The organism is Micromonospora sp. NPDC000663 (genome assembly GCF_042898105.1).
In the GTDB taxonomy this organism is placed as follows: domain Bacteria; phylum Actinomycetota; class Actinomycetes; order Mycobacteriales; family Micromonosporaceae; genus Micromonospora.
Genome location: NZ_JBIAYR010000001.1, coordinates 1,722,867 through 1,739,494 on the forward strand (window position 1 = coordinate 1,722,867; position 16,628 = coordinate 1,739,494).

General features: G+C 72.8%; 20 protein-coding genes. 9 read left to right on the forward strand and 11 right to left on the reverse strand.

The features are described 5' to 3' along the window. Positions 1–22: 22 nt before the first annotated feature. Together ACFY1S_RS08115 and ACFY1S_RS08120 are read right to left on the reverse strand one after the other, a co-directional pair. Entirely contained in the window at positions 23–1,009 is a 987-nt protein-coding gene (locus ACFY1S_RS08115) for a pirin family protein (protein WP_387113976.1), read from the reverse strand. A gap of 10 nt (positions 1,010–1,019) precedes the next feature. After that, positions 1,020–1,502 carry a MarR family winged helix-turn-helix transcriptional regulator gene (locus ACFY1S_RS08120; RefSeq protein WP_387113978.1) on the reverse strand — a complete coding sequence of 161 codons (483 nt, stop codon included), beginning with the start codon at positions 1,500–1,502 and terminating at the stop codon, positions 1,020–1,022. A gap of 157 nt (positions 1,503–1,659) precedes the next feature. Here ACFY1S_RS08120 and ACFY1S_RS08125 point away from each other — a divergent pair, with 157 nt between their 5' ends. After that, complete coding sequence (locus tag ACFY1S_RS08125; RefSeq protein WP_387113980.1) at positions 1,660–2,193, forward strand: GNAT family N-acetyltransferase; 534 nt, start codon at positions 1,660–1,662, stop codon at positions 2,191–2,193. Positions 2,194–2,204: 11 nt separating this feature from the next. Here ACFY1S_RS08125 and ACFY1S_RS08130 read toward each other — a convergent pair whose 3' ends face one another. Continuing rightward, positions 2,205–2,693 carry an FBP domain-containing protein gene (locus tag ACFY1S_RS08130; protein WP_387113982.1) on the reverse strand — a complete coding sequence of 163 codons (489 nt, stop codon included), beginning with the start codon at positions 2,691–2,693 and terminating at the stop codon, positions 2,205–2,207. A 48-nt stretch (positions 2,694–2,741) separates the two neighbouring features. Here ACFY1S_RS08130 and ACFY1S_RS08135 point away from each other — a divergent pair, with 48 nt between their 5' ends. Beyond that, positions 2,742–3,308 (forward strand): TetR/AcrR family transcriptional regulator, encoded by a 567-nt coding sequence (locus tag ACFY1S_RS08135; RefSeq protein ID WP_387113984.1) that lies wholly within the window; start codon positions 2,742–2,744, stop codon positions 3,306–3,308. Positions 3,309–3,317: 9 nt separating this feature from the next. Beyond that, positions 3,318–3,905, forward strand: coding sequence for a DUF1684 domain-containing protein (locus ACFY1S_RS08140; protein ID WP_387113986.1), 588 nt, complete (start codon positions 3,318–3,320; stop codon positions 3,903–3,905). Between the two features lie 47 nt (positions 3,906–3,952). Here the strand turns inward: ACFY1S_RS08140 and ACFY1S_RS08145 are convergent, their stop codons facing one another. Further along, on the reverse strand, positions 3,953–4,537 hold the full coding sequence (locus ACFY1S_RS08145; protein ID WP_387113988.1) for a general stress protein: 585 nt from the start codon (positions 4,535–4,537) through the stop codon (positions 3,953–3,955). A gap of 120 nt (positions 4,538–4,657) precedes the next feature. Between ACFY1S_RS08145 and ACFY1S_RS08150 the strand changes: the two genes are divergently transcribed. Continuing rightward, on the forward strand, positions 4,658–6,487 hold the full coding sequence (locus ACFY1S_RS08150; protein WP_387113990.1) for a glycoside hydrolase family 15 protein: 1,830 nt from the start codon (positions 4,658–4,660) through the stop codon (positions 6,485–6,487). A gap of 66 nt (positions 6,488–6,553) precedes the next feature. Further along, positions 6,554–7,054, forward strand: coding sequence for a metallophosphoesterase family protein (locus ACFY1S_RS08155; protein WP_387113992.1), 501 nt, complete (start codon positions 6,554–6,556; stop codon positions 7,052–7,054). A 94-nt stretch (positions 7,055–7,148) separates the two neighbouring features. On the opposite strand, the gene ACFY1S_RS08160 is transcribed toward ACFY1S_RS08155, so the two are convergent. Then, entirely contained in the window at positions 7,149–7,364 is a 216-nt protein-coding gene (locus ACFY1S_RS08160) for a DUF3072 domain-containing protein (protein WP_387113994.1), read from the reverse strand. Between the two features lie 89 nt (positions 7,365–7,453). On the opposite strand from ACFY1S_RS08160, the gene ACFY1S_RS08165 reads away from it, so the two are divergent. Beyond that, on the forward strand, positions 7,454–8,392 hold the full coding sequence (locus tag ACFY1S_RS08165; protein ID WP_387114391.1) for an NAD(P)/FAD-dependent oxidoreductase: 939 nt from the start codon (positions 7,454–7,456) through the stop codon (positions 8,390–8,392). Between the two features lie 16 nt (positions 8,393–8,408). Here the strand turns inward: ACFY1S_RS08165 and ACFY1S_RS08170 are convergent, their stop codons facing one another. From ACFY1S_RS08170 to ACFY1S_RS08180, 3 genes are all read right to left on the reverse strand, one after another. Further along, the gene (locus ACFY1S_RS08170; protein WP_387114394.1) at positions 8,409–9,704 is read right to left on the reverse strand and encodes a cation:proton antiporter; all 1,296 of its coding nucleotides are present in this window, start codon (positions 9,702–9,704) and stop codon (positions 8,409–8,411) included. Positions 9,705–9,806: 102 nt separating this feature from the next. Further along, positions 9,807–10,484 carry an HAD family hydrolase gene (locus ACFY1S_RS08175; RefSeq protein ID WP_387113996.1) on the reverse strand — a complete coding sequence of 226 codons (678 nt, stop codon included), beginning with the start codon at positions 10,482–10,484 and terminating at the stop codon, positions 9,807–9,809. A 54-nt stretch (positions 10,485–10,538) separates the two neighbouring features. Then, positions 10,539–12,677 carry a SpoIIE family protein phosphatase gene (locus tag ACFY1S_RS08180; protein WP_387113998.1) on the reverse strand — a complete coding sequence of 713 codons (2,139 nt, stop codon included), beginning with the start codon at positions 12,675–12,677 and terminating at the stop codon, positions 10,539–10,541. A gap of 198 nt (positions 12,678–12,875) precedes the next feature. Here ACFY1S_RS08180 and ACFY1S_RS08185 point away from each other — a divergent pair, with 198 nt between their 5' ends. Continuing rightward, the gene (locus ACFY1S_RS08185; protein WP_387114000.1) at positions 12,876–13,685 is read left to right on the forward strand and encodes a hypothetical protein; all 810 of its coding nucleotides are present in this window, start codon (positions 12,876–12,878) and stop codon (positions 13,683–13,685) included. A gap of 63 nt (positions 13,686–13,748) precedes the next feature. Here ACFY1S_RS08185 and ACFY1S_RS08190 read toward each other — a convergent pair whose 3' ends face one another. Beyond that, on the reverse strand, positions 13,749–14,102 hold the full coding sequence (locus ACFY1S_RS08190; protein ID WP_364371450.1) for a DUF6401 family natural product biosynthesis protein: 354 nt from the start codon (positions 14,100–14,102) through the stop codon (positions 13,749–13,751). Between the two features lie 156 nt (positions 14,103–14,258). Here ACFY1S_RS08190 and ACFY1S_RS08195 point away from each other — a divergent pair, with 156 nt between their 5' ends. Continuing rightward, positions 14,259–14,708: a hypothetical protein gene (locus ACFY1S_RS08195; RefSeq protein WP_387114002.1), complete on the forward strand. Its 450-nt coding sequence runs from the start codon at positions 14,259–14,261 to the stop codon at positions 14,706–14,708. Here the strand turns inward: ACFY1S_RS08195 and ACFY1S_RS08200 are convergent. Then, positions 14,705–14,914, reverse strand: coding sequence for a hypothetical protein (locus ACFY1S_RS08200; RefSeq protein WP_387114004.1), 210 nt, complete (start codon positions 14,912–14,914; stop codon positions 14,705–14,707). The two genes, ACFY1S_RS08195 and ACFY1S_RS08200, sit on opposite strands and share 4 nt — an antisense overlap. Positions 14,915–15,072: 158 nt before the next feature. Here ACFY1S_RS08200 and ACFY1S_RS08205 point away from each other — a divergent pair, with 158 nt between their 5' ends. Continuing rightward, entirely contained in the window at positions 15,073–16,332 is a 1,260-nt protein-coding gene (locus ACFY1S_RS08205) for an MFS transporter (protein ID WP_387114006.1), read from the forward strand. Here the strand turns inward: ACFY1S_RS08205 and ACFY1S_RS08210 are convergent. Then, a complete protein-coding gene (locus tag ACFY1S_RS08210; RefSeq protein ID WP_387114008.1) occupies positions 16,287–16,547 on the reverse strand; it encodes a hypothetical protein in 261 nt (86 codons plus the stop codon). The genes ACFY1S_RS08205 and ACFY1S_RS08210 overlap by 46 nt on opposite strands. Positions 16,548–16,628 lie beyond the last annotated feature (81 nt).

Below are 16,628 nucleotides of genomic sequence, written 5' to 3' on the forward strand. Positions count from 1 at the left end.
CGGTCTCAGCCGGTCGCGAGGGTCAGGGCCGGGCGCCCTGGCCGCCGGTGTGCGGCAGCCGCCCGGTCGGGATCACGCCGAGCCGACCGGCCCTGAAGTCCTCGAACGCCTGGAGCAGCTCGTCCCGGGTGTTCATCACGAACGGGCCGTACTGCGCCACGGGTTCCCGGATCGGCTGGCCGCCCATGATGTAGAGGTCCAGCGCCGGGGTGTTGCTGTCCTGCGCGGTGTCCGCGCTGAACCGCAGCGCGTCGCCCGCGCCGTGCACCGCGAGCTGACCGGTCCGCACCGGCCGACGGTCCGTGCCGACGGTGCCACGGCCGCCGAGCACGTAGACCAGGGCGTTGAACTCCGGCTGCCAGGGCAGGTCGACCTGTGCGCCCGGCTGGACGGTGACGTGGGTGATGGTGATCGGGGTGAAGGTCGACCCCGGACCGCGGTGCCCGGCGATCTCACCGGCGATGACCCGGATCAGCGCGCCGCCGTCCCCGGTGGTGAGCAGCGCCGACTCCCGACCCCGGATGTCCTGGTAGCGGGGCGGGTTCATCTTGGCCGAGCGGGGCAGGTTGACCCAGAGCTGGGTGCCGTGGAACAGGCCACCGCTCGTCACCAGGTGCTCCGGCGGGGCCTCGATATGGAGCAGGCCACTGCCGGCCGTCATCCACTGGGTGTCCCCGTCGGTGATAGTGCCGCCGCCGCCCTGCGAGTCCTGGTGGTCGAAGACGCCGTCGATGATGTACGTCACGGTCTCGAAGCCGCGGTGCGGGTGCCACGGGGTGCCCTTGGGCTCGCCCGGCGCGTAGTCCACCTCGCCCATCTGGTCGAGGTGGATGAACGGGTCCAGGTCGGCTGTCGAGACCCCGGCGAAGGCCCGGCGGACGGGGAAGCCCTCGCCCTCGAACCCGGTGGGGGCCGTGGTGACCGTGCGCACCGGGCGGAATCTGGTGGTCTCGTCGAGGCGCGGGAGGCGGGGCAGGACGAGGACGTTGTCGACGGTGATGGCGGGCATCGCGGGGCTCCTAACTGGTGGCGTCTGTGGTCGGCGCGGGGCAGGCCGCCCGCAGGCGGTCGCCGAGCCGGCCGAAGACCCGGGTGAGGCAGGCGACCTCGTCGTCGTCGAGGTCGTCCATCAGGTGGGTACGCACCGACGCCAGATGGTGGGGTGCGGCCTCGGACAGGGTGAGCAGCCCGGCGGCGGTGAGGACCGCCTCGTTGCCGCGTCGGTCGTCCGGGCAGGGCTCCTTGCTGACCAGGCCGCGACGCTGCATGGAGGTGATCTGGTACGTCAGTCGGCTCGGCGAGAAGATCAGTCGGCTGGCCAGCTCGCCCATGCGCAGCCGTTGGCCAGGCGCCTCGGAGAGCACGACAAGCACGTGGTAGTCGGCGAAGCTCAGGCCGCTGTCGACACGTAGGTCCTCTTCCAACTGTGTGTAGAGACGCTGGCTGGCCTCGATGTAGGCGCGCCAGGCCGCCTCTCGGGTGCTGTCCAGGCTCTCTGTCATGCCTCCGACCGTAGCACTCTTTCAAAATTTAAATACCGATTCTGGCCGTCGTCTGGGTCACAGGGAGCGCTCGGCGGGAGAAAGTCGTGCAGGTTTGAAGGACGTGGACGGAAATCGGGCGGCGGGCCGGTCCGGCCATGTGCCAGACTCCGCCCCCGTGGAACACGTGGAACTCGCCGTCGCCGACCTGCTGCTGCGCCCCTGGCGCGACGCGGACGCCCCCGCCGTCCGTGGCGCCCTGCGCGACCCGGCCATCGCCCAGTGGAACCCGCAGTCCGCCGGCCCGGTCGACGACGAGTACGCGCTGCTCTGGGTGCGTCGCCGGGCCGACTGGTCCGCCGGTGACCACGCCTCCCTGGCGGTCACCGCGGCGGACGGCGGTGACCTGCTGGGCTCGGTGTCCCTGCACCACATCCACCACGGCGACGCGTCGATCGGGTACTGGACGATGCCGTCGGCGCGCGGACGCGGGGTGGCGGTCCGCGCCGTCGTCCGGCTCACCGAGTGGGCGTTCACCGACCTGCGGCTGCACCGCGTGGAGTTGTGTCACGCGGTGGCCAACCCGGCGTCCTGCCGGGTCGCCGACCGGGCCGGCTACGCCGCCGAGGGCACGCTGCGCGAGTCGTACCAGTACGGCGACGGGCGCCGCTACGACGAGCACCTGCACGCCCGCCTGGCCACCGACCGCTGATCAGCGAACCGTCACTCGGTGATCCTGCGCAGGAACGCGTTGAGGTGACTCCTCGTCCGCTCGATCTTCTCCGGCACGGTCAGGGTCTCGTAGACGCGGGGCCCGGCGTGCTTCTTGCCCCGCAGATAGAGCGAGCAGGCCAGGTCGGAGCAGATGTACGCGCCCACGGAGTTGCCCTGCCGCCCGTCGGGTCCGGCCCTGCGGGCGGTCATCAGCGAGACGCCGTCACCTGTGTGCGTGGTCAGGCAGAGCGAGCACATGCTGCGCCGGACCCGCCCGGTCTGCTGGGGCGCGACGCGCAACGCCACGCCGACCAGTCCGTTGTCGGCCTCGGTGACGAGGTAGGCCCGCTGCGGTGCGGACAGGTCCCGCCAGCCGAGGAAGTCGAGGTCGTGCCAGGGGCGGAACTCGAGATCGTTGGGTACGGCCAGTCGCTTCGCCTCGCCCTGGGTCGTGTTGACGAAGGAGGCGCGGATGGCAGACTCGGTTGGGACTAACATAGGGTCTAGCCTAGTCGCCCTAGGCAAAAAACTAGAGGAGTGTGGCGGATGGCACGTGCGGGGGTGACCGCCGAGCGGCTGACCCTGGCCGCGGCGGAGCTGGCCGACGAGATCGGCATGGAGAACGTCACTGTCGCCGCGCTCGCCCGCCAGTTCGGCGTCAAGGACGCGAGCCTGTACTTCCACATCCGTAACGCACACGACCTGCGGGTGCGGGTGGCCCTGCTGGCGCTCTCCGAACTGGCCGACCGGGTGGCCTCGGCGCTTGCCGGCCGCGCCGGCAAGGACGCCCTGGTGGCCTTCGCCAACGCGTACCGCGCCTACGCGATGGAACACCCGGGCCGGTACGCCGCCATGCAGATCGACCTCGACCCCGAGACGGCGGCCGCCAGCGCCGGCGTCCGGCACGCGGAGATGACCCGGGCCATCCTGCGCGGGTACCGCCTGGCAGAGCCGGACCAGACCGACGCGGTACGGATGATGCACAGCACCTTCCACGGATTCGTGAGCCTGGAGAAGACCGGGGGATTCCGGCACACCCCGCGCAGCACCGACGACTCCTGGGCGCGGGCCCTGGACGCCCTGGACGCCGTCCTGAGCAACTGGCCGGCATAGGCTCGGGGCGTGGACGATCTGGAACTGGCCGACTGGCGCGAGCGGGTGGCCCGGCTCTACCTCTCCGACGTCGACCTGGCCGGCTTCCGTGCCGGCCGCGACGACCTCTTCGCCACCCACCGGCAGAGCCCGATCCCGGCCGCGGAGCGTCAGGGGTTCTCCGGAGTGCGCTACTACCCGCCCAACCCCGATGCCGTGGTCGAGGCGCCGCTGCGACCGGCCAGCGGAGAGCTGCGGGTCGACACCGGCGGGCCGGACGGCGTCGTCGCGTACCGCCGCATCGCGGTGGCCGAGACACCGTGGGGGCCGCTGACCCTCTGGTGGATCGAGGCGTACGGGGGTGGACTGTTCGTGCCGCTGCGCGACGCCACGTGCGGCCCCGAGACCTACGGCGGTGGGCGCTACCTCACCGACACCGTGAAGGGCACCTTCGGCCGGGGCGTCCAGCTGCTGCCCGGTGACCGGGTCCGCCTCGACGCCAACTACCTCTACAACCCGAGCTGCGCGTACGACGACCGCTGGGCCTGCCCGCTCGCGCCGCCGGAGAACCGCGTCGACGTGCCACTGCGGGCCGGCGAACTGGCGTACCACGGCTGACGGCCGCCCCGGCGTGGAGCCGGGACGGCCGGTCGGACCGTGACCACTCAGGCGTTGGCGGGGCGGTTGCCCATCCCCATCCGACCCAGCAACTGCCGGGCCTGGTCCGCGAGCTGCGCGTCGACGGTCACCGCGTACTGGCCGGCACGTAGCGAACTGGCGGAGGTGAAGTCCCGTCGCCCACCCGTCATCGCATGCGTGACAGCGCCGAACACGGCGCCCCAGATCGCACCGATGACCAGACCGACGAGGATCACCGCCAGCCAGTTGCCGACCGTGAAGATGCCGAACAACAGGCCGATGAACAGCCCGAACCAGGCGCCGGTGCCGGCGCCGAGCAGAGCCGCCCGTCCGGTTGTCATCCGCCCCAGCACCGTCTCCACAAGGGTGAGGTTGGTGCCGATGATGGCACTGTGCTCCACCGGGAAGCGGTTGTCGGCGAGATGGTCCACCACCCGCTGCGCGGACGGATAGTCCGGATACGAGCCGATCGTGACGGTCGGCGGGCCGGTCTGCGGACCGTTCCCGTCACCTGCCGGTGTCGCCAGGCGGCCGGCCGCTCCGGTTGGAAGCAGGTCGCCACCCTGTGCGCCGGGCCGCCAGTTGGCGGCCGGACCCGAAGCTGACGTCATGAGCATCCTCCCTCGGTCAGCGTCCCGGGTTCCCGCCGATGCCGAGCGGTAACGCCCACCGCCCGGCCGACTGCCGTCGCGCCCGGGGAATGCGCGCGGACCACTCGGGTAGGCAGTCGGGTGGAGAGCGGACAGATCAGCGACTACGGGTTCCTCGCCGACGGCCGCAGCGCGGCGCTCGTGGACTCCTCGGGCTCGATCAACTGGTGGTGCCCGGGCCGGTTCGACGCCCCGTCGGTGTTCGGTCGACTGCTCGACGACGGTGCCGGGCACTGGGCGATCCAGCCGGCCGTCGACTTCACCGTGCAGCGCCGCTACCTCGACGACACGCTTGTGCTGCGCACCGTGTTCCGTACCGCGCAGGGGGAGGTCGCGCTCACCGACGCGCTGGCCTTCGAGCCCGGCGCGCGCGGTCACGAGATCGGAGTGCACTCGCCGCAGGTCCTGGTCCGCAGTCTGCGAGGGCTGTCCGGCGCGGTGCCGATGCGGGTGCTCTACCGGCCCCGCTTCGAGTACGGGCGCGCCATCGCGTACCTGGTCGAGCGGGACGACATGCTGGAGGCCATCGCCGGGGCCGCCCGGCTCACGCTGCGCAGCGACGTGCGGTTGAGCAGCGGCGACGGCGAGGCCACCGCGTCGTTCACCGTCCGCGCCGGTGAGACGCGCAACTTCTCCCTCGGGTACGCCCCGACCTACGACTCGCCCCTGCCCGAGGTGCCGGACGCGGACGAGACCATCGCCGACACCGTCGCCGGCTGGCGGTCCTGGGCCGAGCAGCACGACTACCAGGGCCTCTACCCGGAGCAGGTGCGGCGCAGCCGACCCGTGGTGCAGGGCATGACGTACGGGCCGAGCGGGGCGGTGGTGGCCTCGGTGACCACCTCGCTGCCGGAGGAGGTCGGTGGGGAGCGCAACTACGACTACCGCTACGTCTGGGTACGCGACTTCAGTCTCACGCTGCGGGCGCTGTGGCGGTCGGCGTGCGTCGAGGAGGTGCAGCGGCAGTTCGCCTGGTTGGGTCGGGCGATGGGCCGGGTCGACGACGAGCCGGTGCCCATCATGTACGGGGTGCTCGGCGAGCGGGACCTCACCGAGCACCGCCTGGAGCAGCTCGGCGGCTACCGCGACAGCCCGCCGGTGATGATCGGCAACAACGCCTGGCAGCAGCGGCAGACCGACATCTTCGGCGAGGCGATGGACGCCGCCTGGTTGATGCGCGACAAGCTGGAGCCGCTGGACCCGCAGGTGCGGCACGTCCTGCGGGTGCTCGCCGACCAGGCCGTACGGGTCTGGATGCTGCCCGACGCGGGGATGTGGGAGGAGCGCGGCGTGCAACACCACCACGTGTCCTCGAAGGTGCAGTGCTGGGTGGCCCTGGACCGGGCGGTCCGCTTCGGTGACCGGCTCGGCGGGCCGCAGGACGTGGCCCGCTGGGCGGCCGCCCGCGACGAGGTGCGCGCGGAGATCCTAGAGTGGGGGTGGAGCGAGCGGCTCCAGTCGTTCACCGGGAGTTTCGAGTCCGACGAACTGGACGCGTCGGTGCTGGTGATGCCGTTGGTGGGTTTCCTGCGGGCCGACGACCCACGGATGCGTTCGACGATCCGCGTCGTCGAGCAGGGGCTGTCGCACGACGGGCTGCTGCGGCGCTGGGACGGCGACCCGGCCGGGTTCCTCATCTGCTCGTTCTGGCTGGTGTGCTGCCTGGCGCTGGCCGGCGAGCGGGACCGGGCACACGAGCTGTTCGGTGTGTTGGCGGGGCGGGTCAACGACCTCGGCCTGTTCGCCGAGCAGATCGACGTGCTGACCGGGGAGCAGCTGGGCAACTTTCCCCAGGCGTTCTCGCACATCGGTCTGATCAACGCCGCCGGTGTGCTGACCGACGTCGAGCGGGACCCGGTGGCGCGGGGGCTCGGCATGCCCCCGGCGCACTTCAGCCCAGTGCGTCAGTGACCAGTGCCCTCGCGGGATCGCCCGCGTCGCCGGGCGGGCGGCCGGGACGCGGGGGACAATGTCCGCATGCGGCTGGTGCTCACGGCGGACACCCACGTACCCAAGCGGGCCCGGGACCTGCCCGAGCCGCTGTGGACGGCGATCGAGGCGGCGGACGTGGTGGTGCACGCCGGTGACTGGGTCGACGAGGCGCTGCTCGACGCGATGCTCGCGCGGTCCCGGCGGCTGATCGGCGTGTACGGAAACAACGACGGCCCGGCGCTGCGCGCCCGGCTGCCCGAGGTCGCCCGGGTGGACCTCGACGGCCTGCGGGTCGCCGTGGTGCACGAGACCGGGCCCCGGACCGGACGCGAACAGCGGTGCGCGGCGCGTTACCCCGACGTCGACCTGCTCGTGTTCGGGCACTCGCACATCCCCTGGGACACCGAGGCGCCTGGCGGCCTGCGCCTGCTCAACCCCGGCTCACCCACCGACCGCCGCTCCCAGCCGCACGCCACCTACCTGGAAGCCGAGATCACCGACGGCCGCCTGACCGGCGTGCGCCTGCACCGCCTGCCCCGCCCCTGACACACCCCGGCGACCGTGCGCTCGCTGCCGTTCCGTGCCCTGTCGGCCGGTCCGGCGCGACAGTGGGCGCACGATCGCCGGGGTGGGGGAGGAGCTACCGGCCCCGGCCGGTCTCGGCCTGGAGGTCGTCGATCCGCTTGGACGCCTCGGCCTTGGTGAGGTCGTCCGGAAGATCCTCGTCGGCCTCCCGGGCGAGCGTCTTCAGGTAGGACTCCTGCGCCGCGGTCGGCGGCTCGTCGCCGGTCACCCACTCGTCCGGGTCCTTGATCGCGCCGCGCGGGTCGGCCTGTTCGTTGCTGCGGTCCGTCATCGGTCATCACCCTTTCTTCGAACAGGTGTGCCAGTACCCCGATCATCGGTGGTTCATGCCCACCCGCCGCCTACGATCAGCCGATGAGCGTGACGGTCGTGGGAGCGGGCATCGCCGGAGTGGCCTGCGCGGTGGAGCTGACACGTGCGGGCGTGCCGGTGCGGCTGCGCGAGCGGGGGCACGTCTGCGGCGGCCGGATGGCCAGCAAACGCTTCGCCGGGCGCCCCGCCGACATCGGTGCCGCGTACTTCACCGTCAGCGACCCGGACTTCGCAGTCGTCGTCGAGCGGTGGCGCTCCGCCGGTCTGGTCCGGGAGTGGACCGACACCTTCCAGGCGTACGACAGGCAGGGGCGCCACGACGTGCCCGGGCCGATGCGCTTCGCCGCGCCGCGCGGGCTCCGCTCGCTCGTCGAGGACCTGGCCGCCCCGCTGCCGGTGACAGTCGACCGGCTGGTGCTCGGCGTCGATCCCGGGCCGGTCGTGGACGGCGAGCCGTGCGCGGCGGTCGTCCTGGCCATGCCCGGCCCGCAGGCGGCGCTGCTGCTCGCCCCGGCCCTCGCCGACGCCACCCGGGCCGTGCAGGCGCAAAGCTGGTCACCGGCGCTCGCCGCCGTGCTGCGCTTCCCGAGCCGCCGCTGGCCCGACTTCGGCGGCGCGTTCGTCAACGACCACCCGGTGCTCAGCCTCGTCTGCGACGACGGCGACCGGCGCGGCGACGACGCGCCGGTGCTTGTCGCGCACACGGTGCCCGCGTTCGCCAGCGGTCACCTCGCCCAGCCCACCGGGGCCGGGCCGGCGATCGCGCAGGCCGTACGGGACCTGCTGGGGCTGCCCGAGCAGGCCACCGACGTGCACGTGCACAGGTGGACCTACGCGGCCCCGACCGGCGGTACCGGCGGCCAGACCTTCCACCTGGACGCCGACGGGATCGGCCTGGCCGGTGACGCCTTCGGCAAGCCCCGGGTGCAGACCGCCTGGCGCTCCGGACGGGACCTCGGCCGGGCGCTGGCCGCCCGCCTCGCCTGAGGGGGTCGTCGCCCGCTCAGCCGTGTCCGGCGGCAGCGACGGGCTGGGCGGAGGAGTCCCGTTCGGCGGGATCGGACGTCCGTTCGCCCTCGCGGTCCAGCAGCTGCATGACCGGGGTCGCCGCGATGCCGTGCACCACCACCGACACGAGCACCACCAGCCCGACCGTGGCCCACAGCAGTTCCGCCTGCGGAAAGTCGGCCTTCGTGGTGGCGTACGCGAGGTAGTAGAACGAGCCCACCCCGCGGATGCCGAACGACGAGATCACCCAGTGCTCGGCGGGACGTCCCGGAGCCCCGCGCAGCGACAGCCAGCCCGTCAGCGGCCGGATCAGGAACACCAGCGCCAACCCGACCGTGGCCGCCTGCCAGGTCAACGGGGCGAGCAGCCCGCCCACGATCGCGCCGCCGAGCAGGAGCAGCAGCACAAGCGTCAGCAGTCGTTCGATCTGTTCGGCGAAGTCGTGCAGCACCGCGTGGAACTCGTGGGTCCGCTCCGCCGCCCGGATCGCCCGGGCAGCCACGAACACCGCGAGGAAGCCGTACCCGCCGGCCACCTCCACCAGGCCGTACGCCAGGAAGGTGGCGGCCAACGCGAGGAAACCCTCGGCGTGCCGGGCCAGCCGCAGCTTGCTGGGCGCCCGGAAGAAGAGCTTGCCGAGCAGCCAGCCGATGAGCAGGCCGCCGCCGACACCGACGGACACCTTCCACAGCACGTCCACCGTGAACCACTTCGCCAGCCAGTCGCCCGGGGCGAGACTCGTCGAGGCGATGGCGATCGCCGCGTAGACGAACGGGAACGCCAACCCGTCGTTGAGGCCGGCCTCGGAGGTCAGTGCGAAGCGGACCTCGTCCTCGGAGTCCTCGACATCGGTCGGTTCGCCGACCTGCACGTCGGCGGCGAGCACCGGGTCGGTCGGGGCCAGCGCAGCGCCCAGCAGCAGCGCCGCCGCCGGAACCAGGCCCGCCCACCACCAGCCGAGCAACGCGACTGCCGCGATGCACAGTGGCATCGCGATGGCCAGCAGCCGCCAGGTCGACGACCAGCGGGCCCAGCTCAACGGGCGGTCGATCTTGAGCCCGGCGCCCATCAGGGCGACGATCACCCCGATCTCGGTGAGGTGGGTGGCCAGCGCCGGATGGGCCAGCGGGTCCGGTGTGGGCAGACCCACCGGCAGCAGGAAGACAAGCATGCCGAGGCCCAGAAAGGCGATGGGCATGGACAGTGGACGATGCTCCAGCACCCGGGGCAGGATCCCTGCGAGCAGAGCACCCAGGCCCACCAGAGCGAACGCCACGTCTACCGGCTCCACCATGCCACCTTCCGCCCGCGCCCACTGGTTGCGGGCAGGTGGTGACCATGCCCCGGCGGAACTCCGGCTATGCGTACGCGGCCCGACCAACCCGAGTGGACTTCACCTCGCCCGGGTCAGGGGAGAGGTGGACAGCTCGGCGAGCAGGGCAGCCGGGTCGTCGTACACCGCCACCGCCCCGGCGCCGGCCAACTCGCCGCGGCTGGTGCCGCCGCAGGTCAGGCCCACACACGGGATGTCGAGCTTGCCGGCCGCCGCGACGTCCCACACCGAGTCGCCGACGAAGACCACCCGCTCGGCGTCCAGCCCGGACTGCTCCAGCGCGGCCACCAGGATGTCCGGGGCCGGCTTGCTCTGCTCCGCGTCGGCCGAGGAGGTGACGGTGTCCACGACGTCGTCGGCGCCCAGCGCTCGGCGTAGCGCGCCGACCTCGTGCTCCGACGCGCTTGTCGCCAGCACCACCCGCAGGCCCCGCTCGGCGCAGGCGCGCAGCAGGTCAGCCGCCCGGGGCAGCGGGGTGAGGCGTTCCCAGTACTCGGCGTACAGGGTGTCGTGCGCGTCGCGCAGCTTCTGGTCGGCGTCGCGGTCCCGCTCCGGGCCGAGCAGATGGTCGAGGAGCTTGTCCGCGCCCATCCCTATCGACCGGTGCACCGTCGCCATCGGCACCGGCTGGTCGGTCTGGCGCAGAGCCTCCCACCAGGACACGGTGTGCAGGTAGGTGGTGTCGACGAGGGTGCCGTCGACGTCGAAAAGGACGCCCGCGGGTCGGTCAGTGGCCATGCGCATCCCCCTACCCGCTGGGCGGTCGGCTGATTCGTGCGGGCGCCCGCTCCGTCAGCGGCGCTCCACGGCCGGAACGAGGATCTCGAACCACACCGTGGAGCCGCGGACCGTCGGATCGGTGCCCCAGGCGTCGCTGAGCTGCTCGATCAGCCCGAGGCCACGGCCCCGACTGCTCAACGTGTCGGTGCGGGTACGGGTCACGGTGCCCCGGGTACCGGTGTCGGCGACCGAGACCAGCAGCCGCTCCGGGCTGAGGTCGATCTCCACCCGGGCGGCGGTGCCGGCGTGCAGGAGGGCGTTGGTGGTCAACTCGCTCGTGCAGAGCACCGCCGCGCCGATCACCGACTCGGGCACCTGCCACTCGGTGAGCTGGCCGGTCATCCAGTGCCGTACCCGACTCGGCGCGGTCGGCTCCGCCGGCACCTCCATGCTCGCCGAACGGCTCGGCTTGAGCGCGTGCTCGACCGCGAGGACTGCCACGTCGTCCTCGGTGCCACCGGGCACGGCGGCGGTGGCCACCGCGCACAGCGCGCGCGGATCGCTGCTGGCGGCCTTCGCGACGGCGTCGACGAGGGAGTCCAGCCCGGCGGTGAGACTCTGCCGACGGCGCTCCACCACACCGTCGCTGAAGAGCAACAGGGTGTCGCCGGGACGGAGCGGCACGGTGGCGGTGACCGGCCGACCGCCGAGCCCCAGCGGAGGGCCGGCCGGCAGGTCCACGTACTCGGCGCGGGAACGGCCGTCCGGGTCGCTGCGGCGGATCAGCGGGGCCGGATGACCGGCGCTGGCGAGGGTGACCTGCCGGCGGTCCGCGTCGACGACCCCGAACACCACTGTGACGAACAGTTCGTCGGTGCCGGCCTCCGCGCCGAGGCTGGTCACCAGCCGGTCCAGTCCGGCCAGCACCGCGTCCGGGGCCGGGTCGGCCAGGGCCAGCGCCCGCAGGGCCGCGCGGACCTGTCCCATCCGCGCCGCCGCCTGCACGTCGTGCCCGGCCACGTCGCCGAGCACCACGCCGAGGTCGCCGGTGGGCAGCAGGAACGCGTCGTAGAAGTCCCCGCCCGCGGCGTTGCCGTCCACCCCCGGGTCGTAGCGGGCCGCGATCCGCAGCCGGGGCAGGTCCGGCAGGTGCGCCGGCAACATGCTGCGTTGCAGCAACTGGGCGGTGCCGTGCTGGGTCTCGAAGCGACGCGCCCGCTCCGCCGCCTGGCCGATCAGCTCGCAGGACGCGGCGAGCAACGCCCGCTCGGCGGCCGACCAGGCGTGTGTCGCCTGGAAGCCGACCGCCAACCCGCCGCGCACCACCGAGGTGCCCAGCGGCAGGGCCGCCATCGACCGGATCTTCTGATCGTGGCGGTCGACAGCGGTCTCGCGCAGCGGCTGCCCGTCCCGCAGGAACGAGGGGTCACCGGCCCGCGCCACCCGCACCACGGGGGCCGACCAGTCCGCCGGTACGCGCCGCCACAGCGGCGGGAGGCGCTCGTCGGCCTCGTCCATCAGCTCACCGCGCACCCTGCGCACCGTCCGCCAACCACCGCCGCCCTCGTCCACCGCGAACGCCACCTGGTCGGCGTCGAAGGCGTTTATCGTGTGCCGCAACGCCACCCGGGCCACGTCGTCGAGGGTGAGCGTGCCGGCGAGCGCGGCGGCCACCTCGCTGAGGCTCTGCAACTGCTCGGTGACGTGGGTGGTCTCGGCGGCCACCGTCAACATGCCGACGATCCGTCCGGCGCTGTCGCGCACCGGCGAGTAACCCCGGGTGAAGACCGCCTGCTCCGCCACTGCGGCGTGCTCGCGCACCAGGGGGACAGTCGACTCCTTCTCCAGGAACGACACGCCCTGCCGGTAGGTCCGCTCGATCACCTCACCGACGCCGGGCAGCGCCCAGACCTCCGCGTACACCTCGGCGGCCGGGCGGCCCAGGGCGTCGGGGTGTCTGCTGCCCAGCAGCTCGGCGTACCCGGCGTTGTAGAGCAGCACGAGATCGTCGCCGTACGCCAGTGCCATCGGCATCGGCGAGGCGAGGATCAACTCGATCACGGCCCGGACCGACGGGTCCCACGCCTCGGGCGGGCCCAGCGGGGTGCTGGCCCAGTCGTGGGCGAGCACGCCGGCGTCCGCCCCCGCCCCGGTGGATGCGCCGGGGCCCGGAGTTGCTGGCGTGGGGACTCGCCCGACCGTTCCTGGCATGTCCGCAGCCTATCCGGCCCCGCGAAAACGACATCCGATCATGGCGGCGGGTCGTCGTGGGTGCCGCCGTGGTGACTGTTCGGCCAGTTCAGGGCCCTTCTCCGCCGGCTTGTCGGAAAAAACTCCGCGAGCCGCGCGGACTGCCGCACCGCCGGCCGGGTATGCGCCCGGCGCAGTCCATGCGACAGGAGGGACGTCATGCTGAAAACCCTCGCGGTCCGGCAGGCCGACATCGGCGATGCCATCGCCGACACCTGGAGGTCGGTGCTGCTCTTCATCCCGAAGGCAGTGGCCTTCATCGTCATCCTCGTGGTCGGCTGGCTCATCGCCAGAGCCGTCCTCAAGATCGTGGATACGGTGCTAGAACGGGTGCGCTTCGACGAAGCGGTCGAACGCGGAGGCATCAAACGGGCCCTGGAGAGAACGAAGTACGACGCCAGCGACATTCTGGCCAGACTGGCGTACTACGCGGTACTGCTGTTCACGCTGCAGTTCGCGTTCGGAGTCTGGGGTCCCAACGCGATCAGTGACCTGATCAGCGGCGTGGTGGCCTGGCTGCCGCGGGCCTTCATCGCGATCGTCATCGTGGTGGTGGCTGCCGCGATCGCCAACGCCGTCCGGGATCTGGTCGCCGGGGCGCTGGGCGGGCTCTCGTACGGCAAGGTCCTGGCCGACCTGACGGCGATCTTCATCATCGCCCTCGGCGTGATCGCCGCGCTGAACCAGGTGGGCATCGCCACCACGGTTACCACTCCGGTGCTGATCGCGGTGCTCGCCACGGTGGCCGGCATCCTGATCGTCGGTGTCGGCGGTGGTCTGGTGAAGCCGATGCAGAAGCGCTGGGACGGCTGGCTGGACCGGGCCGCGCGGGAGGCGCGGGCGGTGCAGCAGCAGCGTCAGGCCACGGCGGCCGGGCGTAGCGACATGGAGCGGCAGATGGCCGACCGAGGTGGCGACCGCACCCAGGCCATGCCCCGGGTCGACGAGGCCCGGCAGTACCGCCCGTAGCGGCCGGGTCGTACCGGGAAGAGGGTGTTCGCGCGTCCGCGTGGGCACCCTCTTCCGCGCGGCTCAGGCCCCGTCGAGTGAACGGGCCAGCGCGCAGACGGCGAGCAGTCGGGCGAGCGGCCACTCCGGTTCGCTCCAGTCCACCGGGCCGTGTGGCGGGGTCCACCCGTGCTCCAGGGCCGCTTCGCGCAGGCCCTCGGCGTAGCCGGCGAGGGACGCCGCCGTCAGGGGCTGCCGGTCGCCGTCGAGGCTGTCCCGTACGGCCGCGGCGTGCTGGTCGACCAGGGCGAGCAGCCCGGGGCGGGTGGCGGCGGCAGCGAGCCCGACGGTGCCCACGGAGACGGTGAGGGCGGCCAGGGTGGACCGCGCCGAGTCGACGGCGGTACGGGAGGCGACCCGGGTGAACGGCACACGCATGGTGACCGAGGCTAACCGACAGGTGAGCGGCCCGGCCTCGGCCGCTCGGCGGGTGTCGGCACCGCCACCGGACGACCCGGGCTGGCCGCGAGGGTTGATCCGGCACAGACGGGGCAGCAGGAGAACCACGGCACACACCAGAGCACGGAGGCACCGATGGGACAGCGAGCGGACGGGCCGGACGAGCGGCACCGCCGACCGGACGGGGTGAGCGACGAGACGGTCGCCGCCCTGGGCAAGCTCAGCGAGGCGCTTGAGTGCGTGGAGAGGGCCCGGGGGCACCTGTACTCGCTGCACCAGCTGATCGGGCACGCCGACCTGATGCTCGACGACGCGGTGGAGCAGTTCCGCGCGGCCGGGCACCCGCAGCTCGCCGACCGGATCGCCACCGAGCTGGTGGGCCGCAACGTCATCGCCGGGCGGTGGACGTTCCAGATCGTCGAGGACTTCGACGACGGTTACCACGCGCTGTTCCGGGAGCTGGACCGGCGGGCCCGGGACGAGTTGGTGGGTGGGCGGCGGCACCTCTACGAGGCCGAGATGAAGGAGCGCCGCCGCAGCCCGGGCAGGCCGGGGCACGAGGCCCGGCCCGCCAGCGGCGGTTAGTCGCCTGTCGCGCCTGTGGGCCGACGGCGTGCCGCGTCGTCGGCGATGATCACGGTGGCCACCATCAGCGCGACGCAGAGGCTGAACAGCCAGGAGTCGTCGGAGACGAGTCGGGCCGAGACCGGCGCCTGGAGCGCGGCGAGCAGGAAGCCGAGCCAGGCGAGCCGGCGCTGACGCGGGGAGAGGATTCCGGAGCCTTGATGCATTCCGAAATTCTTACGCGAACCAGCCGGCTTGCCGTCCTCCGATCGGCCGATTCTGGATGAGCTGTCCGTTTTCTCGACCGTCCGGACACCACTTCTTGTCGCGGGAGGCCCGTGTCCGGCGATGACGGTAAGGTGCGCCTGCGGCAGGATGCTGTCCCGTGTCCACTCCGCCCGCGCCCCGCGCCTCACTGCTGCTGCTGGCCTACCTCGCGTTCGTCAGTCTCGGCCTGCCCGACGGCCTGCTCGGCGTCGGCTGGCCCTCGATCCGGGCTGACTTCGACGTGCCGACCAAGGCGGTCGGGCTGCTGCTCACCGCCGGCACCGTCGGCTACCTGACCTCCAGCGTGCTGGCCGGGTTCACGCTCGCCCGGGTCGGCGTGGGCGCGCTGCTCGCCGGCAGCACCCTGCTGGCCAGCCTGGCGCTCACCGGCTACACGGTGAGCCCGGGGCTCGCCGTCATCGTCGGCTGCGCGCTGCTGCTCGGGCTGGGCTCCGGCGCGATCGACTCCGGGCTCAACGCGTACGCTGCAGGAGCGTTCGGCCCCCGACACATGAACTGGATGCACGCCTTCTTCGGCCTGGGTGTGGCGATCGGACCGCTGATCATGACCGGTGCCCTGAGCGCCGGGTTGGCGTGGCGCTGGGGGTACGGCATCGTGGCCGCCGCCCAGCTCGCCCTCGCTACCGCGTTCGCGCTCACCGTGCGCGCCTGGCACCGCGCCCCCACCGATCCGGGTGCCGCGCCGGCACCGACCACACCTGCGGTCCTCGTGCCGGTACGCGCCACGCTGCGGCTGCCGGCGGTCTGGTCGGGGACTGTCGGCTTCGCGCTGTACGTGGCGATCGAGGTGTCCGCCGGGCTGTGGGCGTTCCTGCTGCTCACCGAGGGGCGCGGGCTCAGCGCTGCCGTCGCCGGAGGCTGCGTGTCCGCGTACTGGGGGAGTCTCTTCGTGGGCCGGGTGGTGCAGGGCGTGGTGGCCGAGCGGCTCGGCACCCGGCTCGTGCTGCGCGCCAGCCTGGCCGGGATGGTCGTCGGGGCGGCGCTGATCGCCGTACCCGGGTCGGCAGCGCTTGCCGTCGTCGGCCTCGTCGTGGTCGGCTTCGCGGCCGCGCCGGTGTTCCCGCTGCTCACCCTCACCACCGCCGACCGGGTCGGCGCGGCCCACGCGGACCGCGCCATCGGTCTCCAGATCGGCGCCGCCGGGCTCGGTGCGGCGCTCGTACCCGGTGGGCTCGGCGTCCTGATCGACGCCCTGTCGGTGCAGGTCCTCGGGCCGGCCCTGGTGGTGCTCGCGGTGGCGCTGTTCGTGCTGTACGAGCTGGGCGCCCGCCGGCCCCGCCGGCCGGTCGGACGCCCCGGGCCCGAGTCGGCTCAGCCGTTGTCCGGTCCGGTGCGGCCGGTGGTGGAGGGACGGTAGGCGCGCTCCGGGTCGGTCGGCTCCCGGCCGGCGCCCCGGGCCTGCCCGGCGCGGTCCACCGCAGCCGGCCCGTGCCCGAACGCGGCCTCCTCACCGGCGTCGTTGCCTGTCACGTCGTCGGCCTGCCCGTCGAGGCTGGAGCCCGCCACGGCGCGTTCCAACTCCTCCAGTGGGAGCCGTTCCTCGTCCCGCCACACCCTGTTGTCGTCGGTCATGCCCTCAGCCGTACCCGGGCGCGAAGATCGCAAACGGCGCCGCGGGGGCGGGCTCGGACACGGCGATGGCCGCCGGAACTC